The 26,156-nt window shown below is 66.7% G+C and carries 25 protein-coding genes and 1 other RNA gene; 12 read left to right on the top strand and 14 right to left on the bottom strand.

Annotated features, from left to right (window positions below; all coding sequences use genetic code 11):
- Positions 1-7 precede the first annotated feature (7 nt).
- The 6 genes from E7811_RS09545 to E7811_RS09520 form a co-directional block, all read right to left on the bottom strand.
- Positions 8-775 carry an SDR family oxidoreductase gene (locus tag E7811_RS09545; RefSeq protein WP_136394414.1) on the bottom strand — a complete coding sequence of 256 codons (768 nt, stop codon included), beginning with the start codon at positions 773-775 and terminating at the stop codon, positions 8-10.
- Positions 772-1,542 carry an ATP-binding cassette domain-containing protein gene (locus E7811_RS09540; RefSeq protein ID WP_136394413.1) on the bottom strand — a complete coding sequence of 257 codons (771 nt, stop codon included), beginning with the start codon at positions 1,540-1,542 and terminating at the stop codon, positions 772-774. Before E7811_RS09540 ends, E7811_RS09545 begins: the two co-directional genes overlap by 4 nt.
- Positions 1,542-2,612, bottom strand: a complete 1,071-nt coding sequence (locus tag E7811_RS09535) for an ABC transporter permease (protein WP_136394412.1) — start codon at positions 2,610-2,612, stop codon at positions 1,542-1,544. Before E7811_RS09535 ends, E7811_RS09540 begins: the two co-directional genes overlap by 1 nt.
- Before the next feature lie 105 nt (positions 2,613-2,717).
- The gene (locus E7811_RS09530) at positions 2,718-3,659 is read right to left on the bottom strand and encodes a substrate-binding domain-containing protein (protein WP_136394411.1); all 942 of its coding nucleotides are present in this window, start codon (positions 3,657-3,659) and stop codon (positions 2,718-2,720) included.
- 202 nt (positions 3,660-3,861) lie between these two features.
- A complete protein-coding gene (locus E7811_RS09525) occupies positions 3,862-4,641 on the bottom strand; it encodes a TIM barrel protein (RefSeq protein ID WP_168732980.1) in 780 nt (259 codons plus the stop codon).
- Between the two features lie 153 nt (positions 4,642-4,794).
- Positions 4,795-5,826 (bottom strand): LacI family DNA-binding transcriptional regulator, encoded by a 1,032-nt coding sequence (locus E7811_RS09520; RefSeq protein WP_136394409.1) that lies wholly within the window; start codon positions 5,824-5,826, stop codon positions 4,795-4,797.
- Positions 5,827-5,979: 153 nt separating this feature from the next.
- Between E7811_RS09520 and E7811_RS09515 the strand changes: the two genes are divergently transcribed.
- The 4 genes from E7811_RS09515 (at position 5,980) to E7811_RS09500 (ending at position 9,374) form a co-directional block, all read left to right on the top strand.
- The gene (locus E7811_RS09515) at positions 5,980-7,059 is read left to right on the top strand and encodes a fatty acid desaturase family protein (protein ID WP_136394408.1); all 1,080 of its coding nucleotides are present in this window, start codon (positions 5,980-5,982) and stop codon (positions 7,057-7,059) included.
- Between the two features lie 11 nt (positions 7,060-7,070).
- Positions 7,071-7,385 carry a MocE family 2Fe-2S type ferredoxin gene (locus E7811_RS09510; protein WP_136394407.1) on the top strand — a complete coding sequence of 105 codons (315 nt, stop codon included), beginning with the start codon at positions 7,071-7,073 and terminating at the stop codon, positions 7,383-7,385.
- Positions 7,386-7,456: 71 nt separating this feature from the next.
- On the top strand, positions 7,457-8,254 hold the full coding sequence (locus tag E7811_RS09505) for a 3-methyl-2-oxobutanoate hydroxymethyltransferase (RefSeq protein WP_136394406.1): 798 nt from the start codon (positions 7,457-7,459) through the stop codon (positions 8,252-8,254).
- Positions 8,247-9,374 (top strand): Gfo/Idh/MocA family protein, encoded by a 1,128-nt coding sequence (locus E7811_RS09500; RefSeq protein WP_136394405.1) that lies wholly within the window; start codon positions 8,247-8,249, stop codon positions 9,372-9,374. The genes E7811_RS09505 and E7811_RS09500 overlap by 8 nt, the downstream gene beginning before the upstream one ends.
- 33 nt (positions 9,375-9,407) lie before the next feature.
- On the opposite strand, the gene E7811_RS09495 is transcribed toward E7811_RS09500, so the two are convergent.
- A complete protein-coding gene (locus E7811_RS09495; protein WP_136394404.1) occupies positions 9,408-10,061 on the bottom strand; it encodes a ribonuclease T2 family protein in 654 nt (217 codons plus the stop codon).
- Between the two features lie 124 nt (positions 10,062-10,185).
- Between E7811_RS09495 and E7811_RS09490 the strand changes: the two genes are divergently transcribed.
- Positions 10,186-10,941, top strand: coding sequence for a DUF1013 domain-containing protein (locus E7811_RS09490; protein WP_136394403.1), 756 nt, complete (start codon positions 10,186-10,188; stop codon positions 10,939-10,941).
- A gap of 80 nt (positions 10,942-11,021) precedes the next feature.
- Here the strand turns inward: E7811_RS09490 and E7811_RS09485 are convergent, their stop codons facing one another.
- Positions 11,022-11,939, bottom strand: a complete 918-nt coding sequence (locus E7811_RS09485; RefSeq protein WP_136394402.1) for a LysR family transcriptional regulator — start codon at positions 11,937-11,939, stop codon at positions 11,022-11,024.
- A 104-nt stretch (positions 11,940-12,043) separates the two neighbouring features.
- On the opposite strand from E7811_RS09485, the gene E7811_RS09480 reads away from it, so the two are divergent.
- The 5 genes from E7811_RS09480 (at position 12,044) to E7811_RS09460 (ending at position 19,324) form a co-directional block, all read left to right on the top strand.
- On the top strand, positions 12,044-13,252 hold the full coding sequence (locus E7811_RS09480; protein WP_136394401.1) for an acyl-CoA dehydrogenase: 1,209 nt from the start codon (positions 12,044-12,046) through the stop codon (positions 13,250-13,252).
- A gap of 100 nt (positions 13,253-13,352) precedes the next feature.
- A complete protein-coding gene (locus E7811_RS09475) occupies positions 13,353-15,533 on the top strand; it encodes a dehydrogenase E1 component subunit alpha/beta (protein ID WP_136394400.1) in 2,181 nt (726 codons plus the stop codon).
- Entirely contained in the window at positions 15,530-16,567 is a 1,038-nt protein-coding gene (locus E7811_RS09470) for an ACP S-malonyltransferase (protein ID WP_136394399.1), read from the top strand. The genes E7811_RS09475 and E7811_RS09470 overlap by 4 nt, the downstream gene beginning before the upstream one ends.
- On the top strand, positions 16,564-18,063 hold the full coding sequence (gene amaB / locus E7811_RS09465) for an L-piperidine-6-carboxylate dehydrogenase (protein ID WP_136394398.1): 1,500 nt from the start codon (positions 16,564-16,566) through the stop codon (positions 18,061-18,063). Before E7811_RS09470 ends, amaB begins: the two co-directional genes overlap by 4 nt.
- A 181-nt stretch (positions 18,064-18,244) precedes the next feature.
- On the top strand, positions 18,245-19,324 hold the full coding sequence (locus tag E7811_RS09460; RefSeq protein WP_136394397.1) for a saccharopine dehydrogenase family protein: 1,080 nt from the start codon (positions 18,245-18,247) through the stop codon (positions 19,322-19,324).
- 126 nt (positions 19,325-19,450) lie between these two features.
- Here E7811_RS09460 and E7811_RS09455 read toward each other — a convergent pair whose 3' ends face one another.
- The 5 genes from E7811_RS09455 to E7811_RS09435 all read right to left on the bottom strand — a co-directional run bounded on the left by E7811_RS09455 (position 19,451) and on the right by E7811_RS09435 (position 23,587).
- Positions 19,451-20,386 (bottom strand): peptidoglycan DD-metalloendopeptidase family protein, encoded by a 936-nt coding sequence (locus E7811_RS09455; RefSeq protein WP_136394396.1) that lies wholly within the window; start codon positions 20,384-20,386, stop codon positions 19,451-19,453.
- A 14-nt stretch (positions 20,387-20,400) separates the two neighbouring features.
- Complete coding sequence (gene recR / locus E7811_RS09450; protein ID WP_136394395.1) at positions 20,401-21,000, bottom strand: recombination mediator RecR; 600 nt, start codon at positions 20,998-21,000, stop codon at positions 20,401-20,403.
- 4 nt (positions 21,001-21,004) lie between these two features.
- The gene (locus E7811_RS09445) at positions 21,005-21,349 is read right to left on the bottom strand and encodes a YbaB/EbfC family nucleoid-associated protein (protein WP_136394394.1); all 345 of its coding nucleotides are present in this window, start codon (positions 21,347-21,349) and stop codon (positions 21,005-21,007) included.
- A gap of 82 nt (positions 21,350-21,431) precedes the next feature.
- Positions 21,432-21,830 carry a hypothetical protein gene (locus E7811_RS09440; RefSeq protein ID WP_136394393.1) on the bottom strand — a complete coding sequence of 133 codons (399 nt, stop codon included), beginning with the start codon at positions 21,828-21,830 and terminating at the stop codon, positions 21,432-21,434.
- Positions 21,806-23,587 (bottom strand): DNA polymerase III subunit gamma/tau, encoded by a 1,782-nt coding sequence (locus E7811_RS09435; protein WP_136394392.1) that lies wholly within the window; start codon positions 23,585-23,587, stop codon positions 21,806-21,808. The genes E7811_RS09440 and E7811_RS09435 overlap by 25 nt, the downstream gene beginning before the upstream one ends.
- 167 nt (positions 23,588-23,754) lie before the next feature.
- Between E7811_RS09435 and E7811_RS09430 the strand changes: the two genes are divergently transcribed.
- Positions 23,755-24,279: a phosphatase domain-containing protein gene (locus E7811_RS09430; protein WP_136394391.1), complete on the top strand. Its 525-nt coding sequence runs from the start codon at positions 23,755-23,757 to the stop codon at positions 24,277-24,279.
- Positions 24,280-24,578: 299 nt separating this feature from the next.
- Here E7811_RS09430 and ffs read toward each other — a convergent pair.
- An RNA gene (ffs, locus tag E7811_RS09425) (signal recognition particle sRNA small type) lies at positions 24,579-24,675 on the bottom strand.
- A gap of 100 nt (positions 24,676-24,775) precedes the next feature.
- On the opposite strand from ffs, the gene E7811_RS09420 reads away from it, so the two are divergent.
- Positions 24,776-26,152: an aminopeptidase P family N-terminal domain-containing protein gene (locus E7811_RS09420; RefSeq protein WP_136394390.1), complete on the top strand. Its 1,377-nt coding sequence runs from the start codon at positions 24,776-24,778 to the stop codon at positions 26,150-26,152.
- The last annotated feature ends 4 nt before the right edge of the window (positions 26,153-26,156 follow it).

Here is a 26,156-nt window from a genome sequence, read left to right as displayed (position 1 = left end):
TCTTTCCTTACTCCGGGTAGGCACCCGAGACGTTTTGATCGAAGTCGATGATGGAGCCGGTCATTACACCGGACATCGGCCCCAGCAAATAGGCGGCCAGACCCGCGACATGGGCGGGCTTGACCAGCATTCCGAAGGGTTGGCGCGCCTCGGCGGCCTCAAGCCAGCCATCGGTCGCACCGTGATACCGGCGCTGCACCGCGTCTTCGCCCGGCGTGTCCATCCAGCCGCAGTTGATGCCGTTCACGCGGATGCGGTCATGGCGCAGGGCGTTCGCCGCGTTCTTCGTGATGTTGGCCAGCGCGGCCTTCGAGGCGGAATAGGGCGCAAGATAGCTTTGCCCGCAATGCGTGACCATCGACAGGATGGTCACGATGCTGACCGGATGCCCGCCCGCGCGGGCCAGTTGCGCCGCCCGCTGGATCGCGAAGAACGGCCCCTTGGTATTGGCGGCGAACATCCGGTCGAAGATCTCGGGCGTGGTGTCGAGGATCGACCCCCGGTCGGTCAGCGCCCCGGCGATGCAAAGCGCGTCGATCCGGCCCATGATCGCGGCGGCCCGGTCCACGCAGGCCACCACATCGCCCGCATCGCCCAGATCGACCGGCAGGAAAGCGGCGCCAAGCCGTTCGGCCACGGCCTGCCCCTTCACCGGGTCGCGCGCCGCCAGCACCAGCCGCGTGCAGCCTTCGACGGCCAGCGCCTCGGCGATGGCCAGCCCCAGACCCTGGGTGCCCCCCAGGATCAGGGCATGTGTCGCGGCATGCGGGGTCATGGGGCCCCTTCGTATTCGGCGCCAGTCTTGGCGCCGGTGATATAGGCCACCACGTCCTGGCCGTCGGTTTCCTCCTTGCGAAGGTTGGCCACGATCCGGCCCCGGCGGAAAACGACGATCCGGTCCACCAGGTCAAAGACCTGCCGCATGTTGTGGCTGATCAGGATCAGGGGTTCGCCCGCCTCTTTCAGGGTGCGGATGATGTTTTCCACCTGCGCTGTTTCCTGCACGCCAAGGGCGGCGGTCGGTTCGTCCATGATGACAAGCTTGGACTTGAAGGCGGCGGTGCGGGCGATGGCCACACATTGCCGCTGCCCGCCCGACATGTTGCGGATCGTGTTCGACAGGTTCGGGATCTTTACCCCGGTCTTGACCAGGGCTGCCATTGTCGCCTCGCGCATCGCCCGCTTGTCGAGGATCGAGAACGGGCCAAGGCGGAAGCGCACCTTTTCGCGACCGAGGAACAGGTTCGAGGGCACGTCCAGGTCATCGGCCAGCGCCAGCGTCTGGAACACCGTCTCGATCCCGGCCTCGCGGGCCTCGATCGGGCTTTCGAAAGTGTGTTCGACGCCGTCAAAGATGATCTGCCCGCGGGTGGGCTTTTCCACCCCGGTGATCTGGCGCACGAAGGTTGACTTGCCCGCGCCGTTGTCGCCCATGATCGCGACATGTTCGCCGCGCCGCAGGGTGAAGTCGGCCTCGGTCAGGGCATGGACGCCGCCGTAATGCTTGGTCAGGCCGCGGGTTTCCAGGATGATCTCGGACATCAGCCGCGCCCCCTCTGGTTCTGCCGCCAGGTGTCCAGCACCACGGCCGCCACGATGATCACGCCCTTCACCATCTCCTGGTAGTAGGCGTCGAGCTTGAGGAAGGTGAACCCCGAGATGATCACGCCGAAGATCAGCGCGCCAAGGACGGTGCCGATGATCGACCCGCGCCCGCCCTGAAGCGAAACGCCCCCGATCACGGCCATCGCGATAGCGTCGAGTTCGTACATTACGCCCATCCCGGCCTGCGCCGTCAGGTTCTTCGATGACAGAACGATCGCGGCCAGCGCGGCCAGCATCCCGGCGATGGCATAGACCAGCACCTTGTGGCGGGCGACGTTGATCCCCGACATGCGCGCGGCCTGTTCGTTCGAACCGATGGCATAGGAATGCTTGCCATAGCGCGTCTGCGTCATGATCAGGTGAAACACGACCGCCAGTGTGATGAAGATCAGCACGGGCATCATGCCCTTGCCGATGGCGGCATAGGATTCGGTCGGGAAAGAGATCGGATTGCCCTTCGACCACCATTTCGCGCAGCCGCGCGCCGCGACCATCATGCCAAGCGTCGCGATGAAGGGCGGGATGCGGGTGTAGGCGATGAGCAGGCCGTTCACCAGGCCCGCGAACAGGCCGCAGCCAAGACCTACCAGAACCGGCACGATCACGGGCAGGTCCATCATCCCTTCGCCGAAGATCGCCTTGGGGTTCGGATTGCCGTTCACGATCGCGGTCTGGGCAAAGCTCATGGCGATCATCGCCGTGGCCCCCACGACCGAGCCGGACGACAGATCGATCCCGCCGGTGATGATGACTTGCGTCACGCCAAGGGCGATGATGCCGACGATCGACACCTGAAGGATGATGATCTGCAACCGCTGTTCGTTGAACAGCGTGTCGATGTTTTCTCGCGTGTTGAACAGGAAGCTGTCACCGATGAACATCCGACCAAGAACCTCGAAGGCAAGGATGATCAGGATCAGTGCCGCCAGAACGTTCAGTTCCGGGGGACGGGTGCGCTTGGTCGGATCATAGGCGAGGCCGCCGATCCCATGAGTTGTCTGTGCCATTGGTCGCCCTTCCCAGATTGCCCGCCTGGCCCGTCCGCATCGGCGGGGCCTTGGCAGAGGGGGCGGCACCAAGGCGCCGCCCCCCGTTGGTCTTGTCCGGCAGGATCAGTTCTTTGCCAGGTAGTCGGCCATGTTGGCCGGCGTCACCAGTTCGAACGGTACATAGACCTTCTGGTCGACCGCTTCGCCCGCGGCCAGTTTCACCGCCGCGTCCAGCGCGCCGCCGCCCTGGGCCGCCGCGTTCTGGAACACGGTGATGTCCAGTTCGCCCGCCTGCATCGAGGCCAGCGCGTCCTGCGTCGCGTCCACACCCGAGACGATGACCGCGTTCATGTCGATCCCGGCGGCCTTCATCGCCTGGATCGCGCCCAGTGCCATTTCGTCGTTGTTGGCCAGCACGCCGTCGAACGGGGTTCCTGCCGAAAGCCAGTTGGTCATCAGGCTGGTGGCCTGATCGCGCGACCAGTTGGCGGTCTGCTGGTCGATGATGTTGACCTTGACCGCGCATTTGCCCGCTTCGATCACGTCATAGTAGTTCTGCGTGCGCTGCACGGCGGCCTGGTTCGACAGTTCGCCCTGCAGGACATAGACGCTGACCTCGGTCTTGCCTGCGGCGGCCCACTGGTTGCACTGCTCGGTGAAGCCCTGGCTGGACGATTCGGATTCGTTCGAGGCGACGAAGGCCTGGTTGTCGGGCAGGCTGTCGACGTTGATCGGCTGGCGGTTCACATAGACCAGCGGCACGCCGGCGGCCGCGGCGGCATCGGTCATCGCCTGGGTGGCCGAGGTATCGACCGGGTTCACGATGATCGCGGAGACGCCCGAGGCGATGAAGTTGTTGATCTGGTCAAGCTGCTTGGCCACGTCGTTCTGCGCGTCCTCGATCTGGACCGACAGGCCCTGGGCATCGGCCTGGGCCTGGATGCCGTTGCGCAGCACGGTCAGGAAGTTGTCGTCGAACAGCGCCATCGAAACGCCGATGCCATCGGCCATGGCGGTGGTCGTCATCAGGCTGGCGAAGCCCGCGGCGATCAGGGTCTTTTTCATGGTTCACTCCTCCCAGTGATGGTCTGCCGCTTCCTGCGGCAGGTTGGTTAGTCAATTCGCTGCTGCGCCCCGCGGGCGCCCCAGACGACTCGATCAGCCCGATGAAAGAGGCTGAAGAAGTTCATGGGTGCGGTCAACAGAATTTTGCAACCGGTTGCAAAGCCTCCCCCGTCCTGTCTTCCCTTGCGGTCTATCCCTCCGCTCATTCCACCTGTGCCCCAAGGTAGTCCATGCTGGCCCGAAGCGCCGGGCCGTGATCGGCCAGGTCATGCACCGAGGGCGCGAAGGGTTCATAGGAAACCGGCCCGGCATAGCCCGCCGCGCGCAAGGCGCGGAGCTGGGCGACATTGCCCAGCACGTCATCGGCATCGACCAGCACCCGGTGCGGGTCCCGCATGTCGTCAAGATAGATCGCGTCCCGAACGCCTGAGACATGCACGATCCCCGTGAGTTCCGGGAAGATCGGCCCGAACCCGGCCAGCGCGTGGTGGAAGGTGTCATGCACCATGAAATAGGTTCCCGCACCGCCTACCGCATCGATCGCGTCGGCCAGGACATCCTTGTAACGCAGGCTGCACACCGCAAAGCCCAGCGGTTCCACCATCGCCTTCAGGCCATGCGCCCGCAGCATCGGAAGGATCTCGCGCAGGGCGGTTTCCGTGACCTTGCGGCTTTCCGCGCGGTCCGTCGCCATGCCGTCGTTGCGGGGGATGAGGCTGACCGCCTCGGCGCCGGCGGCCACGGCGATCTTCATCAGGGCCTCGGCCTCGGCCGCCTTGGCGTCGGACCAGTCGTTGAACATCTTCACTTCGGCCAGCGCCAGAAAACGCAGGCCGCGCGCCTGAACCTCGTGGCGCACCCGCTCCGGGTCGTCGCCGCCGAACAGGGGGGCGGACAGGTCGTTGCGGAATTCCACCCCCACACAGCCAAGGCCCTGGGCAAGGTCCAGAAAGGAAAGCCAGTCAAGCTTTGGCGCTGTCATGTGGTTCAAGGCGAAAGGCAGCATCATCAATCCCTGGTGATTCCCCGTTCGGGCCGCACTGGCCGTCATAAATGGAATTGATATTCTATTTTGGGATCAGTTCAACTGAAAAATTCCAAAATCATGATCCTGGCAATCCGGCCAGGGCGGGGCTCAGATCGACTCTGCGACATGGATGTCGGGTGGCAGAAAGGTCTGTGCCTGCGCGCGCGGGGCCTCGGCGCGGGCGGCCGCCGTCATCTCTTGCACAAGGTCGCGGCACAGCCGTTCCAGCGGCGTGTCGATCACCATCGTGACCAGACCTTCGGCAAGACCCGCGCGCGAATCCGGGGTCAGCGCGCTGACGACAAGCGAGAACGGGCCTTCGGGGCGGGTCTCGCGCAGGGCGGCGATGGCGCCCTCCATGCCGCCCCCGGCGACGTAGATGCCGCGCAGGTCCGGATTGCGGGCGATCAGGCCCAGCGTTGCCTCGTAGGTCAGTTGCCGCGTTTCAAGGTTGACCAAGGGTTCAAGCACGGTGATCTGCGGCGCACATTCCCGCAGATAGCTGCGAAAGCCGGTTTCGCGCAACTCGTGCCCATGCCAGCGATGCCCGCCTACGAAGACGGCCATCTTGCCGGGCTGGCCGCCGGTGGCCAGCGCCATGAGCCAGCCTGCCGTCCGCCCGTGTTTGAGGTTGTTCAGGCCAAGATAGCCGGTCCGCGCGCCTTGCGCGAAATCCGACAGCAGCGAAAACACCGGCAGGCCGCCAGCCGTCAGATCCTCCACCGCTGCGGTGACTTCGGGATGGTTCACCGCCGTTGCCGCAAGTGAATCGCAACGCCCGGCCATCGCGCGCAGCCGGGCCGCCATTTCCGAAGGCGACTGGCTGGCCGAAAATTCCAGCGTCAGTCGCCCCCGGATGCCCGGCGCCGCCTCGACAGCACGGGTCAGCGTTTCGGCGAAGGCCTTGTAGAAATCCTGCCCCTGCTTGTGCAGGACCACGCCAAAGCGAACCTCGGGCAGGCTTTCATCCGTACCGGCAAGACGGCGCGCCGCCGGGTGGCCGATGGCGCGCGCCGCGGCCACGATCCGCGCGCGCGTGTCGGGATGCACGGTTTCGCGGCCATTCAGGACCCTGTCGACCGTCGACAGCGAAACCCCGGCCTCGCGTGCCAGATCGGCCATGCCCATGCGTTTTTTCATCGAAGCCCCCATTGACGATAATTCGTCAGACCTGCCCGGAAATCATGACGCTTTCTGATGCGTTTTGCGAGGGGTCATCTTTGCGCAACGGACTGCCCTGCCTATCCTGCCGCCGAACAGACTACGGACAGGACGTTCGTGACGGAGGGAAACATGGCCAAACGGAATTACAGCCTTCTTGGGCCTGATGCGCGACGCGCGGTCGAAACCGGACTTGCCGCCGCCGAATGGTATCATTCGGAGGTGCCCCGGAAAGAGATGAAGGACCTGATGCAGCGCAAGGATGGCCCGGCCATTCGCGACACGGCCATCCTGTTAGGCTGTATGGTCCTGTTCGCCGGGTTCGGCATCGCGCTGTGGCCAAGCCTGTGGTCGGTTCCGTTCTGGCTGGCCTACGGCGTGCTTTACGGCAGCGCGATGGACAGCCGCTGGCACGAATGCAGCCACGGCACCGCCTTCAAGACGCCGTGGATGAACAACGCGCTTTATCAGGTGGCCAGCTTCTGCATGGTGCGCAACCCCGTCACCTGGCGGTGGAGCCATGCCCGCCACCATACCGATACGATCATCGTCGGGCGCGACCCCGAGATCGCCGTCATGCGCCCGCCGGAATTCGCGCGGCTCATCGCCAACGTTTTCGGCATCGTCGATGCATGGAACGGGTGGAAGCGGATGCTTTACAACGCCTTCGTCGGGATCGAGGCCGAAGAGGCCACCTTCATCCCCGAAAGCGAACGCCCCAAGGTGGTGCGCGTCGCGCGGATCTGGGTGGGGATCTATGCCGCGACCATCGCGCTTGCGGTCTGGACGGGGTCGATCCTGCCCTTGATGGTGATCGGCCTGCCGCGTCTTTACGGCGCCTGGCATCACATCATGACAGGCCTTTTGCAGCATGGCGGGCTTGCCGACAACGTCACCGATCACCGCCTGAACAGTCGGACCGTCTACATGAACCCGATCAGCCGGTTCATCTACTGGAACATGAACTACCACGTCGAACACCACATGTTCCCGATGGTGCCCTATCACCGGCTGCCTGACCTGCACGAAAGGATCAGGCACGACCTGCCCGCGCCCAACCGTTCGATCGCCGAAGGCTTTGCCGAGATGTGGCCCGCGCTGAAGCGGCAGTTGGCCTATGAGGACTATTTCCTGAAACGCGACCTGCCGCCGACCGCGCGCCCCTACCGCGAGGATTTCCACGCCGCCGCCCTTGGCGCCGCGGCCGAATGAGGACCCATGACATGAGCCAATGGATCGACGCCTGCGCCACCGATGACATCGACGAAGAGGACCTGATCCGCTTCGACCACGGCACACAGACCTTCGCCATCTACCATTCTCCCGAAGGTGACTTCTTCGCCACCGCCGGGAAATGCACGCATGAAGACGTGCATCTGTGCGACGGCCTGGTGATGGGCCATCTGATCGAATGTCCCAAGCATAACGGCCAGTTCGACTATCGCACCGGCGAGGCGAAACGCGCCCCGGTCTGCGTCAACCTCAAGACCTTTCCCGTCAAGGTCGAGGGCGGGCGCGTCTTCATCGACTTGGGCTGAGGCTCGAGAAGGCAAGGAGGGGCCGCGGGAGGGCCGCCCTTGGTGCATCTGCGGCAGGGAGGCCGCCATTCATGCGCAACAACCGGATGACGGTGGCCGACCTGCGGGCCGCCAAGGGGCAGCGGGTGCTGTCCATGCTTTATGTCGAGACGGTGGAAGAGGCCGCTGCTGCCTCGGCCGCCGGGGTCGATGTCCTGTCGATCATCGCGCCCGTCTGGACGCCCCAGATGCGCGAGGCGGCGGGCGACTGTTTCGTGCAGGTGGGGCTTCTCTACGGTGAACTCGTCACGGCAGAGGATTACCTGCGCGCGGCCTTTGCCGCCCGTGCCGTGGGGGGCGACGCCTATTACTGCGGCGCCTCGCTTGACACCGTGCGCAGGCTCGCGGCCGAGGGCCTGCCGGTCGTCGGTCATGTCGGGCTGGTGCCGTCGAAGGCCACCTGGACCGGCGGGTTCCGGGCCGTGGGCAAGACCGCCGCGTCGGCGCTGTCGGTCTGGCGGGACATGTGCGCGCTGGAACAGGCGGGCGCGGTCGCGGTCGAGCTTGAGGTCGTGCCCGCGAAGGTCGGCGCGGAACTGTCGCGGCGGTCCCCGCTTGTCACATTCGGCATGGGGGCGGGTTCGGCCACGGATGCGCAGTATCTTTTTGCCGAGGATGTGCTGGGATGCACCCGCGGACATCGCCCGCGCCACGCCAGGACCTATCGCAACTTCCGCGCGGAATACGACCGGTTGCAGGCCGAACGTGTCGCCGCCTTCGGCGAATTCGTCGCCGATGTGAAGGCAGGCCGCTATCCGGGGCCGGAACATGACGTTGCCGTGTCGGATGCGGAATTCGAGGCGTTTGTGAAGGGTTTGGGCGATGAATGACATCGGGGTCGGGCTGATCGGCACGGGGTTCATGGGCAAGGCGCATGCGCTGGCCTATCGGACGGTGCGCGCGGTGATGGGCGACGTGCCGGGCGTGCGGCTTGAGGTGCTGGCCGATACGCCCGCCGAAAAGGCCGCCGAGATGGGCGCGCAATTCGGCTTTGCACGCGCCACCGCCGACTGGCGCGATCTGGTCGCCGATCCGCGGGTGCAGGTCGTCTCGATCACCACGCCGAACGGGATGCACAGCGAAATGGCGCTGGCGGCGCTGGCCGCGGGCAAGCACGTCTGGTGTGAAAAGCCGATGGCGCTTTCGCTTGAGGGTGCCCGCGCGATGGAGGCTGCTGCCCGTGCCTCGGGCCTGAAAACGCAGCTTGGCTACAACTATACCGCCAACCCGGCCTTTGCCCACGCCTGCCGCCTAGTCGCGGACGGCGCGATCGGGCGCGTCGTTCATGTGCGGGGTTGGGTGGACGAGGATTATCAGGCCGACCCGGCGTTGCCCTGGACCTGGCGCGCCCGGCTGAAGGATGCGGGCCTCGGGGCCCTGGGCGATATTGGCTGTCACCTGATTTCCCTGCTGACCGGCCTTGCCGGGCCAATCGACAGCGTCCTGGGCGAGATCGACACGATCCACAAGACGCGCCCCCTGTCCGACGGCAGCGGCGCGGCGCCGGTCGAGAACGAGGACGCGGCCAGCGCGCTTCTGACCTTTGTCAGCGGGGTGAAGGGGATCTTCACCGCCTCGCGCAGCGCTTGGGGGCGGAAAAGCCGCCTGGGGTTCGAAGTGCACGGCACCGAGGGCATGGTGATCTTCGATCAGGAGCGGATGAACGAGTTGCAGTTGTTCCGCAACCGCGGCGACAAGGCCACGCAGGGGTTCACGACGATCCTGACCGCGCCGGAACATCCGCCCTATGGTGCCTTCTGCCCCGCGCCGGGGCATCAGCTTGGTTTCAACGATCTGAAGGTGATCGAACTGGCGGGCTTCTTGCGGGCGATCCGCGACAATACGCGCCCCGCGCTGGATTTCACCGCGGGGCTGGAGATCGAGAAGGCGATCCACGCCATCGCGCTGTCCGCGCGCGAGGGGCGGCGCGTCCGTCTGGCCGAGATGTGACCGCAGGGGGCTGGGCCGCGTCGGGGGGCGGGCCTAGCGGATCGCCCCCAGGATCGCATCCTTCATCCGGCAGTCGCGGATCACGTCGTCGCCGCAGCGGCGCGGCTCCAGATCCTTCGTCAGGCAGATCCGGACCTCCTGGATGAAGCCGTCCTTGCAGGTGATGGTGATCTGGTCGCGGGTCATGCCGGGGTTGGATTCGAGGAAGGCGCCTTCGATCACTTCGGCGGGAACCTTCAGCGTCTTGGTCATCTGCGAAAAGACGGGCGGTACCGTCACGCTTTCGACGGCTTGCCGCATGGTGGCATAATATTCGGTGGCCGAAAGGCCGGAACAGCGCCCGTGCTTTTTCCACTGGTACCAGGCCAGCCCCGAACTTCCCATGATGTCGGCCATCCCGTCGGACTGGCTGCGCGTCGGGTCGCGTTCGGCGGTGCGGCAGAAGCTAGGCCAGCCGTCCTCATATTGCGGCCAGAGCCCGTGCAGCGTGAAGGCCAGATCGCGGCGGCCGTCACATTCGGGCGCGCCCCGCGCATCGCCTTCCAGCGTGCACCAGTTCGGCGACCAGGACAGCGCCATCACGTAATAGTCGAAATCCCCGGCCGCCTCGCCCTCGGCCCGCGCCGCGCCGGGGCTGGCGAAGGCCATCGCTGCAAGCATCGACAGGGCGGTTGCAAGCTGGCGCATTTTCTCTTTCCTCTGAACTGGAACGGCACTATATACGGCACGAATTCCCCGAAAACGTGGAAATCGCGGGCCTCGCCCGCAGCCGTTTTCCCGGCACGGGAGAGATTTGTAAAGGAGAGATCCGATGTCAAAGCCGTTGATGGCCAAGGCAACCGCCGTCTGGCTGGTGGACAACACCACGCTGACCTTCAAGCAAGTCGCCGACTTCTGCGGCCTGCACGAACTGGAAGTCCAGGGCATCGCCGATGGCGACGTGGCCGGGGGCGTGAAGGGCTTTGACCCGATCGCGAACAACCAGCTTGACGCCGACGAGATCAAGAAGGGCGAGGCCGATCCCGCCTACAAGCTTCGGCTGAAGCACAACCCCGCCGCCGCGGGCGAGGAAAAGCGCCGCGGCCCGCGCTATACCCCCCTGTCCAAGCGCCAGGACCGCCCGGCCGCGATCCTGTGGCTGGTCAAGTTCCATCCCGAACTTTCTGACGGGGCCATCGGCAAGCTGGTCGGCACGACCAAGCCGACGATCCAGTCGATCCGCGAACGCACGCACTGGAACATCGGCCAGATCACCCCGATCGACCCGGTCGCGCTTGGCCTGTGCAAGCAGTCGGAACTGGACGCCGCCGTGCAGGCCGCCGCCCGCCGCAAGGCCGCCGATGGCGTCGTGATGAGCGATGACGAACGCCGCAAGCTGGTGTCGACGGAACAGTCGCTGGGCATGGCGGCCGAACCGCGGATTCCGTCGTCGATCGCGGGTCTGGAAAGCTTCACCCTGACCGAAAAGGAAGAACCCGAAAGCCCCGCCGATTATTCGGACGCCGACAGCTTCTTCAACCTGCCCGACGATGATGAGGACGACGAGGACGACGACGACCGTCGCTGATCCGTCGCCGGCCCGTCTCGGGACCGCAGACCAGGACCCCGGCCATCGGCCGGGGTTTTTTTGTTTCGCCCTGAGGGCGGTCAGCGCGGCAGCATGTCTTCGGGGCCGGTGCCCTGCACCTCGGACACAAGCCATTGCCGGAACGCCACCAGAGGCGGGTAATCCCCGCCGGCCAGCGGCCAGACCAGCCAATAGCTGCCCCGTCCGGGAACCGCGCCGCCCCAGGCCCCGATCAGGCGGCCCTCGGCCAGTTCCGTGCGCGCCAGGAATTCCGGCAGCAGCGCCACACCCATGCCGTAGATCGCCGCCTGGATCATCGGTGCGAACTGGTCGAACAGCATGCCCTGCGGTGCCGGTTCCATCACCCCGTGATGGGCCAGCCAGTCGGCCCAGGCACCGGGCCGCGTTTCCAGTTGCAGAAGGGGCAGGCCGATCAGGTCGGCCGCCGCCGCGATCGGATGGCTGGCGCGGAATCCCGGCGCGCAGCAGGCGATCATCCGTTCACCGAAAAGCCGCGCATATCCCGCATCCGGCCAGGTCCTCTCGCCGAAATGGATGGCGGCGTCAAAGCCCTCGCCATCGAAGTCGAAGGGCCTCAGACGGGTGCCCAGGTTGATCGTGATCCCGGGATGTTGGGCCAGGAAACCGGGCAGCCTCGGCGCAAGCCAGCGTGTGCCGAAGGTGGGCAGGATCGACAGTGCCAGCGTTCCGCCGCCGGGGGTCGACCGCACCCGCATCGACCCGCGGCTGATCAGGTCCATCGCGCGCGAAACGTCGCGGGCATAGGCCGTCGCTGCATCGGTCGGCACCAGCCGCCGGCCCTCGCGCAGGAAAAGCGCGACACCCAGCTGGGATTCGAGGTTCTGGATCAGGCGGCTGACCGCGCCCTGGGTCAGGTTCAGGTCCCCTGCCGCGGCCAGCGTCGACCCGGTCCGACAGACCGATTCAAAGGCGGCAAGCTGGCTGAGCGAGGGCAGAAGGCGCCGCGGCGTGGCCATGTATTCCAAAACCTCATAGAAAGGCGCGAAAAATGGGTTATTCGCGGCTGTCTTGATATAGTATCGTCACGGCAATCTGAAAATCCAGCGAAATGGAGCCCGCCATGGCCCTTAAGCCGAAGGACGCCCCCGATCTTGGTCGCTTTGACTGGGAAGACCCTTTCCGCCTGAACGACCAGCTGACCGAAGACGAACGGATGCTGCGCGATGCCGCCCGCGCCTATGCGCAGGACAAGCTTCAATCCCGCGTCATTGCCGCCTATCGCGAGGAATCCACCGATCCGGCGATCTTCCGCGAGATGGGCGAGATGGGCCTTCTGGGGGTGACCATCCCCGAGGAATACGGCGGGTTGGGCGCGTCCTATGTGGCCTATGGCCTGGTCGCCCGCGAGGTCGAACGGGTGGACAGCGGATACCGGTCGATGATGTCGGTGCAGTCGTCCCTGGTGATGTATCCGATCTATGCCTACGGCAGCGAGGAACAGCGCCGCAAATACCTGCCGAAACTGGCGTCGGGCGAATGGATCGGCTGCTTCGGCCTGACCGAACCCGATGCCGGGTCGGACCCGGCCGGGATGAAGACGGTCGCCCGCAAGACGGCCGGCGGCTATGTCCTGAACGGGTCGAAGATGTGGATCTCGAACGCACCCATCGCGGATGTGTTCGTCGTCTGGGCCAAGTCCGAGGCGCATGGCGGCAAGATCAGGGGCTTTGTGCTCGACAAGGGCACGAAGGGTCTCACGGCGCCGAAGATCGGGGGCAAGCTCTCCCTCCGGGCTTCGGTGACCGGCGAGATCGTGATGAAGGATGTCGAGGTCGGCGAGGACGCGCTGCTGCCCAACGTCGAGGGGCTGAAGGGGCCGTTCGGCTGCCTCAACCGTGCCCGCTATGGCATTGCCTGGGGTGTGATGGGCGCGGCCGAGTTCTGCATGCATGCCGCCCGTCAGTACGGCCTTGACCGCAAGCAGTTCAACAAGCCGATCGCCGGCACGCAGCTTTACCAGCTGAAACTGGCGAACATGCTGACCGACATCAGCCTGGGCCTTCAGGGCTGCCTGCGCGTGGGCCGCCTGATGGACGAGGCCAATGCCGCGCCCGAAATGATCTCGGTCATCAAGCGCAACAACTGCGGCAAGGCTCTGGAAATCGCGCGCCACGCCCGCGACATGCACGGCGGCAACGGGATCCAGGAGGATTTCCAGGTCATCCGCCACATGGTGAACCTGGAAACCGTCAACACCTACGAAGGCACGCATGACGTGCACGCGCTGATCCTCGGCCGTGCCGTCACCGGGCTGCAGGCGTTCTTCTGATCCGGAGAGGCCGGGTTTTCGCAGAAAACCCGGCAGTCCGATCTTTCGCAGAAAGATCGGCAGCGGCTGAACCGGGGCAGACAGGAAGGAAAGGGGCGGCATGGATCGCGCCGACATCGTTCACGACAATTTCCTGCGTCGCGTTGCGGCGCGGGACTTTCCGCATGGGCGGCTCCCCGAGGGGCCGCTTTCGCCGTTTCTGGCGGTCGCGGCCTATCGCGCCGGCTGTCTGACGCGGGCGCTGGACCGGCAAAGCCGGGTGATGCAGCGGGCGGGGCAGGGGTTCTACACGATCGGATCTTCGGGGCACGAAGGGCTCGCCGCCGTGGCGCTGGCGCTGCGCCCGACCGATCCGGCCTTCCTGCACTACCGCGATGCGGCCTTCCAGATCGCGCGCGCCAGCCAGGTGCCGGGCCAGACACCCGCCTGGGACATGCTTCTGTCCTTCGCCTCGTCCTCCGAGGACCCGATTTCCGGCGGGCGGCACAAGGTGCTGGGGTCAAAGGCGCTGGCCATCCCACCGCAGACCTCGACCATCGCCAGCCACCTGCCCAAGGCGGTGGGGGCGGCCTATTCCATCGGCGCCGCCCGGCGTCACCGGCCGGAACACGCCGAATACCCCGAGGACGCCATCGTCTATTGCAGCTTCGGGGACGCCAGCGCGAACCATTCAACCGCGCAGGGTGCGTTCAACACGGCGCAGTGGACCTCGTTCCAGTCGATCCCCCTGCCGCTTCTTTTCGTCTGCGAGGACAACGGGATCGGCATTTCCACCAAGACTCCGAAGGGCTGGATCGAGGCGAGTTTCGCCCATCGGCCCGGCCTGAAATACTTCCGGGCCGACGGTCTGGACATCTATCAGACCTATCTGGTCGCGCTTGAGGCCGCGGATTACGTCCGCCGCCGCCGCAAGCCCGCGTTCCTGCACATCGGCACCATCCGGCTTTATGGCCACGCGGGCGCCGATGTGCCGACGACCTACCTTTCCCGCGAGGAGGTGGAGGCCGAAGAGGCGAACGATCCGCTGCTGCATTCCGTTCGGCTTCTGGATCAGGCGGGAGTGATGACCCCCGATCAGGCGCTTGTCGTCTACGAGGAAACCAACGCCCGCGTCGTCCGCGTGGCAGATCAGGCCGTCACCCGGCCTCGGCTGAAGACCGCCGTCGATGTGATGGCCTCGCTTGTCCCACCACGGCGCGATTGCCGCCCGACGAACGGCCCAACGGCCGAGGCGCGCGCAGCGGCCTTTGGCGGCGACATGAAGGCGATGGCCGAACCCCAGATCATGTCGCGGCTGATCAACTGGGCGCTGACCGACCTGATGCTGACCCACCGCGAGATCGTCATGATGGGCGAGGACGTGGGCCGCAAGGGCGGCGTCTATGGCGTGACACAGAAACTGATCCATCGGTTCGGCCCCGACCGGATGATCGACACGCTTCTGGACGAACAGTCCATTCTGGGCCTTGCCATCGGCATGGCGCAGAACGGGTTCGTGCCGATGCCCGAAATCCAGTTCCTCGCCTATCTGCACAATGCCGAAGACCAGATCCGCGGCGAGGCGGCGACTTTGCCGTTCTTTTCCAACGGACAGTTCACCAACCCGATGGTGCTGCGCATCGCGGGGCTGGGGTATCAGAAGGGGTTCGGCGGGCATTTCCACAACGACAACTCGGTCGCGGTCTTGCGCGACATTCCGGGGGTGATCCTTGCCTGCCCGTCAAACGGGCCGGATGCGGCGCGGATGATCCGCGAATGCGTGCGCCTTGCGCGCGAGGAACAGCGCGTCGTGGTGTTCCTTGAGCCGATCGCGCTTTATCCGATGCGCGACCTGCACGCGGACAAGGACGGTGGCTGGATGGGCCTTTATCCCGATCCGTCAGAGGTTATCCCCTTGGGCGAGGTGGGCGTGCATGGCGCGGGCGACGATCTGGCCATCGTGACCTTCGGCAACGGGTATTACCTGTCACGCCAGGCCGAACAGCTTCTGGCCGGGCAGGGGGTAAAGGCACGGGTGATCGACACGCGCTGGCTGTCGCCCCTGCCGAAAGAGGCGCTGACGGCGGCGGTCGGGGGCGCGCGGCGCATCCTGATCGTGGACGAGACGCGCCATTCCGGCGGCGTGGCCGAGGCGCTGATGGCCCATTTCCACGAAGTGACGGATGTGCCCCTGTCGCGTGTGACGGCAGAGGACAGCTTCATCGCGACCGGCCCTGCCTATGCCGCCACGATGCCAAGCCGCGACCAGATCGTGGCCGCCGCGCTGGAGATGATGAAATGAAGACCGCTGTTGTCATCTGCCCCGGTCGGGGCACCTATACCAAGACCGAGCTGGGCTATCTGAAACGCCATTTCCGCGACCGCGCGCTGCTGGCCGATTTCGACGAACGGCGCCGGCAGGCGGGGCAGGACAGCCTGACCGATCTGGACGGGGCGGCAGCCTATTCGGTCGCCCGTCACACGCGCGGCGACAATGCCAGCGCCCTGATCTATGCCAGCACGCTGGCCGATTTCCGCGCGCTGGAGGGCGTGCGGGTGGTGGCCGTCACGGGCAATTCCATGGGCTGGTATTCGGCGCTGGCTTGCGGCGGTGCACTGACCGCCGAGGCGGGGTTCGAGGTGGTCAACACCATGGGCACCCTGATGCAGAAATCCCTGATCGGCGGTCAGGTCATCTATCCTTTCGTGGACGATGACTGGGTTGCGAACCCCGCGCGCAAGTCCGACCTGATGGCGATGGTGGCGCAGATTGCCGCGCGGCCCGGGCATGACCTGGCGCTGTCGATCGACCTGGGCGGGATGCTGGTGCTGGGCGGCAACGAGGCCGGGATCGCCGCGTTCGAGGCGGCGGTTCCCCCTGTCCAGGGCCGGTTTCCGATGCGGCTGGCCAACCATGCCGCCTTTCACACCCCGCTTCAGGCGCCCGTCGCGGCCGAGGGGCGCGCGGCCCTGCCCAAAACCCTGTTCCGGCAGCCGCATCACCCGATGATCGACGGGCGCGGCCATGTCTGGTGGCCGGGCGGCTGCGATCCGTCGGTGCTTTGGGATTACACGCTGGGCCATCAGGTGGTGGAACCCTACGATTTCACCGCCGCGATCCGCACCGCCGCGCGCGAATTCGCGCCCGATCTTTTCATCGTGACCGGGCCCGGCACCACGCTGGGCGGGGCGGTCGCGCAATCGCTGATCCTGTCCGGCTGGCACGGCATGGGATCGAAGGCGGATTTCCAGACACAACAGAAGACGGCGCCGATGCTGGTCTCCATGGGCATGGAGGATCAGCGCGCCACGGTCACCAAGGGAGACAAGACATGACCAACGACGAAATCTTCGCGGCCCTCGGCCTGACGAAGGCCGAACTGACCGGCGGCAGCCTGGCCGTCCGTTCGCCGATCGACGGGGCCGAGATCGCGCATGTCGCGGAAACCGATCCCTCGGCGATGCCGGCGGTGATCGCCCGCGCGCAATCGGCCTTCAAGGCCTGGCGCACCGCTCCCGCCCCGCGGCGTGGCGAGCTTGTCCGGCTTTTCGGCGAGGAACTGCGCGCCAGCAAGGAAGCGCTCGGCGCCCTGGTCACGTTGGAGGCAGGCAAGATCACCTCGGAAGGCCTGGGTGAAGTGCAGGAGATGATCGACATCTGCGACTTTGCCGTGGGCCTGTCGCGGCAGATCTATGGCCTGACCATCGCCTCGGAACGTCCCGGCCACCGGATGATGGAAACCTGGCATCCGATGGGGCCCTGCGCGGTGATTTCCGCCTTCAACTTCCCCGTGGCAGTTTGGTCGTGGAATGCGGCGCTGGCGCTGGTGTGCGGCGATCCGGTGATCTGGAAGCCGTCGGAAAAGACGCCGCTGACGGCCATGGCCTCGATGAAGATCATGGAACGTGCGATCGCGCGGTTCGGCGACGCGCCCGAGGGGCTGTGCCAGCTGGTGATCGGCGGCCCGGCAATCGGCGAAGCGCTGGTGGAAAGCCGCGACGTGCCGATCGTTTCGGCCACCGGTTCCACGCGGATGGGCGGGATCGTCGGCCCGAAGGTCGCCGCCCGCTGGGGTCGCCCGATCCTGGAACTGGGCGGCAACAACGCGATGATCGTGGCGCCTTCGGCCGATCTCGACATGGCGGTGCGCGCCATCGTCTTTTCTGCCGTCGGCACCGCGGGGCAGCGCTGCACATCGCTGCGCCGCCTGATCGCCCACAACTCGATCCGCGAGGACCTGGTGGCGCGCCTGGCCAAGGCCTATGCCAGCCTGCCCATCGGCGATCCGCGCCGCGCCACCACGCTGATCGGCCCGCTGGTCGATCACGCCAGCCGCGACCGGATGCTTTCGGCGCTGGAACGCGCCAAGGCCGAAGGCGGCACCGTGCATGGCGGCCGTGTGGTGGCCGAGGGCGTGCCGCAGGGCGGGGCCTATGTGGAACCCGCGCTGGTGGAAATGCCCGCGCAAACGGCCGTGGTGAAAGAGGAAACCTTTGCGCCCATCCTTTACGTCATGGGCTATGACGCGCTGGACGAGGCCATCGCCATGCAGAACGACGTGCCGCAGGGCCTGTCGTCCTGCATCTTCACGCTGAACATGCGCGAGGCCGAGGCGTTCCTGTCGGCCGCAGGGTCGGATTGCGGTATCGCCAACGTGAACATCGGGCCATCGGGCGCGGAAATCGGCGGTGCCTTCGGTGGCGAGAAGGAAACCGGCGGCGGCCGCGAAAGCGGGTCGGACGCCTGGAAGGGCTACATGCGCCGCCAGACCAACACGATCAACTATTCCGCCCAGTTGCCGCTGGCCCAGGGCGTCAAGTTCGACTTCTGAATCGGTTTCTGAATCAAGGGCTTGGCCCGACCTGCGCGCCCCGGCCGTCGAAATGACGGCCGGGGCGTCACTTTGCCGAAACCGCGCTGCATTTCGGCGGAATTGACGCGCGAAATCGTCTGGAACATCGGCGACTCTGGCCCGAAGCGCGCGGCGCAGGATGGACAGAAGGAAACAGGCGATGAGCTTTTCGAAGGTTGCGGTTCTTGGGTTGGGCAAGGTCGGCCATCTGGCGGCCGAATTGCTGGCAGGATCGGGGTTCGATGTCACCGGGATCGATGCGCGCGACGTCGCGGCGGGCTTTCCCACGCGGAAGGTCGACCTGACCGACGCCGCCGCGCTGAAGGCCGCGCTTGACGGGCAGGAGGCGGTGCTGTCCTGCCTGCCTTATCACCTGAACATCGGCGTCTCGACCGTGGCGCACGGGTTGGGCATCCACTATTTCGACCTGACCGAGGACGTGCCGACGACCAGGCACATCCGCGAACTGGCGAAGACGGCCAAGGGCCTGATGGCCCCGCAATGCGGGTTGGCGCCCGGCTTCATCGGCATCGTGGGCGCGCATCTGGCCGACCAGTTCGACCGCGTCCGGTCGATCAAGCTGCGCGTGGGCGCGTTGCCGCAGAACCCCACGGGCCTTCTGGGCTATGCCTTCAACTGGTCGCCCGAGGGTGTGGTCAACGAATATCTCAACGACTGCGAGGTGATCGAGGAAGGCGTGCTGAAGACCGTGTCGGCGATGGAATGGCTGGAAACGATCTACATCGACGGCATGCAGCTTGAGGCCTTCACCACGTCGGGCGGGTTGGGGACGATGTGCGAAACCTATGCCGACCGGGTCGAGAACCTGGATTACAAGACGATGCGCTATCCCGGCCATGTCAAGCTGATGAACTTCTTCTTCCACGAACTTCTGATGCGCGAGAACCGCGCCGAGGCAGGGCGCATCCTGACCCATGCGAAACCCCCGGTGGATGAGGATGTGGTCTATGTCCATGCCGCCGCCGAGGGCTGGAAGGACGGCCAGTTGCGCCGCCGGGAATTCGTCCGCGCCTATTACCCGCTGGAAATCGCGGGCAAGCACCGGACGGCGATCGCCTGGACCACTTCTGCCTCGGTGGTGGCGGTGATCGAGATGGTGCGTGACGGCGCCTTGCCGAAGACCGGGTTCCTGAAGCAGGAATCGATCCCGCTGAAGCCCTATCTGGCGACCCGCACCGGCAGCTACTACGATCTGGGCCACAAGGGCCGCCGCGGCTGAGGCCGGTCAGGGTGATCCCATCGCGCGCGGCCCGGCCGGGCCGCGCATTCCTTCTGCCTCGCCCGCGCCGCCGTTGCGGCGCAGGCTCAGGCGCCTCCGGCGGGTGCTGTGGGAAAGGTGAAACCCTCAGCGCGTGAAGGCCGAGGGCGGCAGGCGCAGGATCAGGTTCGGGTCGGGGCAGATGTCCGACCAGACATCCCACAGGCTTTCGTGGCCCACGCCAAAGAAGTTGCCCCCGGTCTGGTCCAGCATGTCCGACATGATCTGGAAATGCACATGCGCGGCCCAGCCCCCGTTTTCGTGCCAGTCGCCCAGATCGGCGATATGTTGGCCCGCGGCGACCTGCTGTCCGACCCGGCAGAGGCCAGGCAAGGTTCCGGCAAGATGGCCATAAAGCGTGTGGAAAGTGATCCCGCCGAGGTCATGCCGCAGGATCAGCGTATGGCCGTAATCCAGCGGGTCAGCGTTGTAGGTCACATGTTCCACGGTGCCGGGCAGGGGCGCGTAAAGCGCCGTTCCGGCAGGCGCAAAGACATCGATCCCCAGATGGACCATGCGGCGTTCCGGGCTGGCGGCATCGGCGAATTGCGCTGCGGTGTAGACGGTGCGCTTTTCGCCATAGGGGCCAAGGCCATAATCCACCCCTTGCGCGGTGAACCAAACGTCGAAGGCGCGGTCCGAATAGGCGGGCATGTCGGGCATCTCGCCCCGTGTCAGCAGGGCCATGTGCCGCGCGCCCGCGATGTCGGGCCGGAAAAGCGGCGCCACCTCGGCGTTCGCGAGGGCCGCCCGCAGGGCAGGGGCCTGCGAGATTGCCGCCCCGCCCGCACCCGCCCGCGCGATCGCGGCCAGAAGTCCCTGGTCCGCCGAACGCAGCCTTTCGGCCGTTTCCCGCGCCGCGGCATCGCCCCCGGCCAGATGATCCATCGCCGATGCGAGAACGGCGGGGGCCAATTCAGGGGTGATCCCCCGGCCCGAAAGGGCCTGCCGGATCGCGGCGTAAAGGTCAGTCTTGCCGACAAGGGCCGTGGCAAGGGCTGTGGCAAGGTCCTGCGCCTGCATGTCCCGCTTTCTCCTCAAACGCTGCGGCGGGCGCGCAGGGCCGCGCCGATGGTGCCGTCATCCAGATAGTCCAGTTCGCCGCCGATTGGCACGCCCTGTGCCAGCGTCGTGACCTTTGCCCCGGTGCCGCCAAGCGCGTCGGCGATGTAATGGGCCGTGGTCTGGCCGTCGACCGTGGCGTTCAGCGCCAGGATCACCTCGCGCACGCCTTCGGCCGCGACCCGCCGCACCAGTTGCGGGATGCGCAGTTCATCGGGCCCCACGGCATCCAGCGCCGACAGCGTGCCGCCCAGGACGTGATAGCGGCCCTTGAACATGGCGGTGCGTTCCATCGCCCAGAGATCGGCCACATCCTCGACCACGCAGATCTCGCCGGTGGCGCGGGCGGGGTCGGCGCAGATCGGGCAGGTATCCTCGGTCCCGATGTTGCCGCAGGTCGCGCAATCGCGCGCGGTCAGCGCCACATGGGCCATTGCCTGCGCCAGGGGCGCCATCAGGGGGCCGCGCTTTTTCAGCAGCGACAGAACCGCGCGGCGGGCAGAGCGCGGCCCAAGCCCCGGCAGGCGGGACATCAGTTCGATCAGGTCCTCGATATCGCGCGCGGCGTCGGCCATGATCTCAGAACGGGAACTTCATGCCGGGCGGCAGGGGCAGGCCCTCGGTCAGCTTGGCCATCTCCTGCTGGCTGCGGTCTGCGGCGCGGCCCTGGGCGTCCTTGATGGCAGCGAGGATCAGATCCTCGACCACTTCCTTTTCGGAGGGGACAAAGATCGACGGGTCGATATCAAGGCCCAGCAGATCGCCCTTGGCCGAGACGCGCGCCTTGACCAGCCCGGCGCCTGCCTCGCCCGTCACCTCGATCCGCGCCAGCGCCTCCTGCATCTCGGCCATCTTGGCCTGCATCTCCTGCGCGGCCTTCATCATCTTGGCCATGTCGCCCAAGCCACCCAAGCCCTTCAGCATCGCGTTCACTCCGTTGCAGTTCCGTCCAGAGATACGGGCACCTGCCCGGCTTCACAAGGGCGACGGGCGCCGATCTGTGCCTTCAGCCCAGCTTCTGCCAGAACCGCACGAAGGCCAGCACCGACACCAGCGCCAGCGCCGCGGCGGCGGGATAGACATTGCCGACGCAGCCCTCGGCCACGGCCTGCGCCCGGGTTTCGGCGCCCGAGCCGATGTAGAGCAGAACCGCCAGCGCCATCGCCGCGAAGGACACGGGGGCCAGCACCCATCGCCAGCCGCGCCACATCGACACAAGAAACACCGTCAGCAACGCCATCACCGGGATGGAGCCGAAGACATGGGCGAATTCCCCCCACCAGCCGATCGGCCCTGCCGCCGCATCCCATGCGGGGCGGATCTTGTCGCAGACCTCGGCCAAGGCGGCCCGCGGGGCGGCCAGGCCCGCACCTGCGGCGATCAGCCGTCCTCGAAAGGGTCCCATTCGTCCTCGACCTCGGGCAGGGCTTCGGCGGCTGCCGATTGCGCGATCTGTTCGGGGCTGCGTATCTCGGCAATCGTCGCGCCGGGAAAGGCGGCCATGACGGCCTGAACCAGCGGATTTCCAAGCGCTTCGGCCTCGGCGGCCAGACGGTCGCGGTTCCGGTCTTCGGCGATGGTGGACTGGCCACCGGACGACACGATGGACACGCCCCACCGCGCGCCGGTCCAGCCCTGAAGCCGCGCCGACAGCCGCGCGGCAAGGTCGGCGGGCGCGTCCGGCGTGGGTTCGAATTCGATCCGGCCGGGGGAATAGCGCACAAGGCGGACGCAGGTTTCCACCTCCATCAGAAGCATCATGTCGCGCCGGTCACGGATCAGGGCGACCACGCTTTCGAAGGTGGCAAAGCGCGCCAGATCGCCCTCGGCCAGCGCGACGGCCGCCGCCGTGCCATGCATCGCCGCGCCCTGCATCGTCGCGCCATGCATGGGGCCGCGCGCCGGGGCCATCGTCGGACCTTGCAGGCGGGTTTGCGGGGCATGGACCATGCCGCCACCCCCGCCGCCACCCCCGCCGGATGGCGGCACCGGCGCGGGCTGCGATTGCAGCTTGCGGATCAGCGTCTCGGGGTCGGGCAGGTCGGCCACATGGGTCAGCCGGATGATCGCCATTTCGGCGGCCATCATCGCGTTCGGCGCAAGGCTGACCTCTTCCAGCGCCTTCAGCAGCATCTGCCACATGCGCGACAGCGCCCGCATCGGCAGCCGCCCCCCCATGTCCAGCCCGCGGGTCCGTTCGTCGGGCGGGATGGTCGGGTCTTCTGCGGCTTCGGGCGTGATCTTGATGACCGAAATCCAGTGCGTGATCTCGGCCAGATCGCGCAGGACGGCCATCGGATCGGCCCCGTCGGAGTACTGCGCCGCCAGTTCCGCCAGCGCCGCCGCCGCATCGCCCCGCATCACCATGTTGAACAGATCAAGCGTGCGCCCCCGGTCCGCGAGGCCAAGCATCGCGCGCACCTGGTCGGCGGTGGTCTCGCCCGCGCCATGGGCGATTGCCTGATCCATCAGGCTCATCGCGTCGCGCACCGATCCCTCGGCCGCGCGCGTGATCAGCGCCAGCGCGTCAGGGGCAAGGGCCGCGCCCTCGGCCTCGGCCACACGGGCCAGATGCGCCATCATCACCTCGGGCTCGATCCGCTTCAGGTCGAACCGCTGGCAACGCGACAGGACGGTGACGGGCACCTTGCGGATTTCGGTGGTGGCAAAGATGAACTTCACATGCGCGGGCGGTTCTTCAAGCGTCTTCAAGAGCGCGTTGAAGGCGCTGGTCGACAGCATGTGCACTTCGTCGATGATATAGATCTTGTAGCGCGCACTGGCCGCCCGGTAGTGGACGCTTTCGATGATCTCGCGGATGTCGCCCACGCCGGTGCGGCTGGCAGCGTCCATCTCCATCACGTCCACATGGCGGCCCTCGGCGATGGCGCGGCAGGGTTCACAGACCCCGCAGGGTTCGGTCGTGGGCCCGCCGGTGCCATCGGGGCCCACGCAGTTCAGCCCCTTGGCGATGATCCGCGCGGTCGTCGTCTTGCCCACCCCCCGGACGCCCGTCATCACGAAGGCATGGGCGATCCGGTTCGCCGCGAAGGCGTTCTTCAGCGTGCGCACCATCGCCTCCTGCCCGATCAGGTCGGCGAAGGTCTGGGGGCGGTACTTGCGGGCAAGGACCTGATAGCCTTGCTCGGGCGTGTCGGACATGGGGCCTCGAGGCGGTTCGCTGCGGGATTCGTCTGGCGGCCAGACTAGGGGACCGGGCGGGCGAGGTCTATGGGGCAGGGCCAGATGGCGCCAAGGGCGCGGATCGGTCCTTTCCGTATGGCGGTGCGGGCGTGCCCTCGGCTAGGGTGGGGCAAACGGGGGCGCCGATGGCACTGACGATTGCGGAACTGGACTGTGCGGGCGGGCGGCTTGCCCTGTCGCCCCTTCCCGGGCGCGGCGGGGCGTTCGAGGCCGACCTGCGCGTGCTGATCCTGTGGTCGCCGGATCTGGTGATCTCGATGACCACGGGCGACGAGATGGCGGCGAAGGGGGCGGCGCCCCTCGGGACCGAGATGGAGGGGCGGGGCACCGTGTGGCGGCACCTGCCGATCCCCGATTTCGGCACGCCCGACGGCGATACCGCCGCCCGCTTTCCTGCTGTTGCGGCCGAGGCGCTGGCGACCCTGCGGGCGGGCGGGCGCGTGCTGATCCATTGCATGGGGGGATGCGGACGGTCGGGCATGGCCGCGCTGCGCCTGATGGTCGAGGCGGGCGAGGACCCGACCGCAGCCCTGACCCGCCTGCGCGCCGTGCGCCCCTGCGCGGTCGAGACCGAGGCCCAGTTCGCCTGGGCGGCGCAGGCGGCGTCCCCGCCGGGCGGGGAGGTTGGCCCAGTTGCACAAATCCCGTGACACCATTGTCGTAGCCGGGATGTCTTGGTTGGCAGTCCCGTGAAAAAGGCTTTGGAAAAGTCCGTCCGCGGAAAGGGGAACCCCGGCCATCGGCCGGTTTGGACAACAAAGACGTTTCGACCTCCCGATGGCCGACTGCAACGCAGCGGGCACCGCGAGGCGCGCATGGAAGCGCTCGTCCGCTTACGGGTTTCCCGCCATCAGTGGCCTCATTCGGGCAGGCGATCTGGCGCCGTGAACGGTGCCAACCCCTTGAGGACAAGGGGGGTATTTTGCATCAACGCGTTAGGGGGGTGTTGGGTGAGAGGCTGGACAACGACCCAAGCGGGGCTCGTTACGGCTGCTTCCTTCCGGACCTGACCGGGTTGGCGAGGCGCTCGCCCGCGCCAACCTCTCGACCGTTCATATAGGGGGGCGGGTGCGGATTCGCAAGCGGTGGTGGCTGGCGCGCCGTATCGGGCCGCGCTAGACTCCACCCGAGCCGGGGAACAACCGCATGACAAGCCGCCTGATCCGCATCGACTGGCCCGATTTCGGCGCGCCCGATCTGCCGCGCCTGCCCGGCCTTTCCACGATGGAGGCGCGGCTGTCCCGCCTGCGCGGGGCGATGGCGGGGCGCGGATACGATGCGCTGGTGATCTATGGCGATCGCGAGCATGCGGCGAACCTTCACTGGGCCACGGGGTTCGATCCGCGCTTCGAGGAGGCGTTGCTGATCGTCACGCCCGATGATGCGCTTCTGCTGGCCGGAAACGAATGTCTGCCCTACACGGGGGTGTCGCCGCTTGTCGCGGCGGGGCTGATCCGGGTGGGGCATTGCGCCTCGTTCTCGCTGCCGTCGCAGCCGCGGGGCGGACGGACGCTTGCCGACTGGCTGGCCGGGGCGGTGCCGATTGCGGGCAAGGTGGGGGCGGTCGGCTGGAAATGGTTCGAGGCCGCAGAGATGCCGGATCCTGCGCTTGCGCTGGATCTGCCCGCCTTCATTGCCGATCCGCTGCGGCGGGTCGCGGGGCGGGTGGAAAATGCCACCGACCTGTTCCAGCATCCCGGTCACGGGTTGCGCGCGACGGTGGATGTCACCGAAATAGCGCGGCTTGAATTCGCCAATCACATGGCGGCCACGGCGCTGCGGCGGATGGTCTTCGCCTTCCGCGAGGGGCAGAGCGATTTCGAGGCGCTGGAGGCGGCGCGGATCGGGGGCCTGCCGCTTGGTTGTCATCCGACCTTTGCCACCGGGGCGCGGGCCGATCAGGGGCTTTCCGGCCCCACCGGGCAACGCCTGAGGCGCGGGCAGCCCTTGTCGTTCAACATCTGCCACTGGGGCGCGAACATCTGCCGGGCGGGTTGGGTGGCCTCCGGCCCCGACGACCTGCCCCGGCCCGCCGCCGACTATGCCGAGGTCTTCGCCAGCCCCTATCTTGAGGCGATGTCGGTCTGGTGCGGGCTGATGCGCCCCGGCGTCAGCGGGGGCGAGATATGGGCCGCGATGCGCGGGGTGCTTCCCTTCGACCGCTTCGCCGTGACGCTGAACCCTGGCCACCTGATCGGGCTGGATGAATGGGTGTCTTCGCCGATCTTCGAAGGTTCCGGCCTGCCGATCCGGTCGGGGATGGCGATGCAATGCGACGTGATCCCGTCGAACCCGGTCTACGGGTCCACCCGGATGGAAGACGGCTATGTGATCGCCGATGCGGACCTGCGCGCCGATCTGGCCGCCTGCTTTCCCGATGTCGCCGCGCGATGCGCCCTGCGTCAGGGCTTCATGCGCGAGGTGATCGGGCTTGATGTACCCGACAGCCTGCTGCCGCTGGCCGATACTTGCGGGATCATCGCGCCCTTTCTTCTGGATCCGCGCTCTGTGCTGGCTCTCTGAGAGG

Origin of the sequence: Aliigemmobacter aestuarii, assembly GCF_004799285.1 — a bacterium.
Lineage (GTDB): Bacteria > Pseudomonadota > Alphaproteobacteria > Rhodobacterales > Rhodobacteraceae > Aliigemmobacter > Aliigemmobacter aestuarii.
The sequence above is the reverse complement of the archived record's forward strand: the minus strand, read 5'-3'. Positions and strand labels throughout refer to the sequence as shown.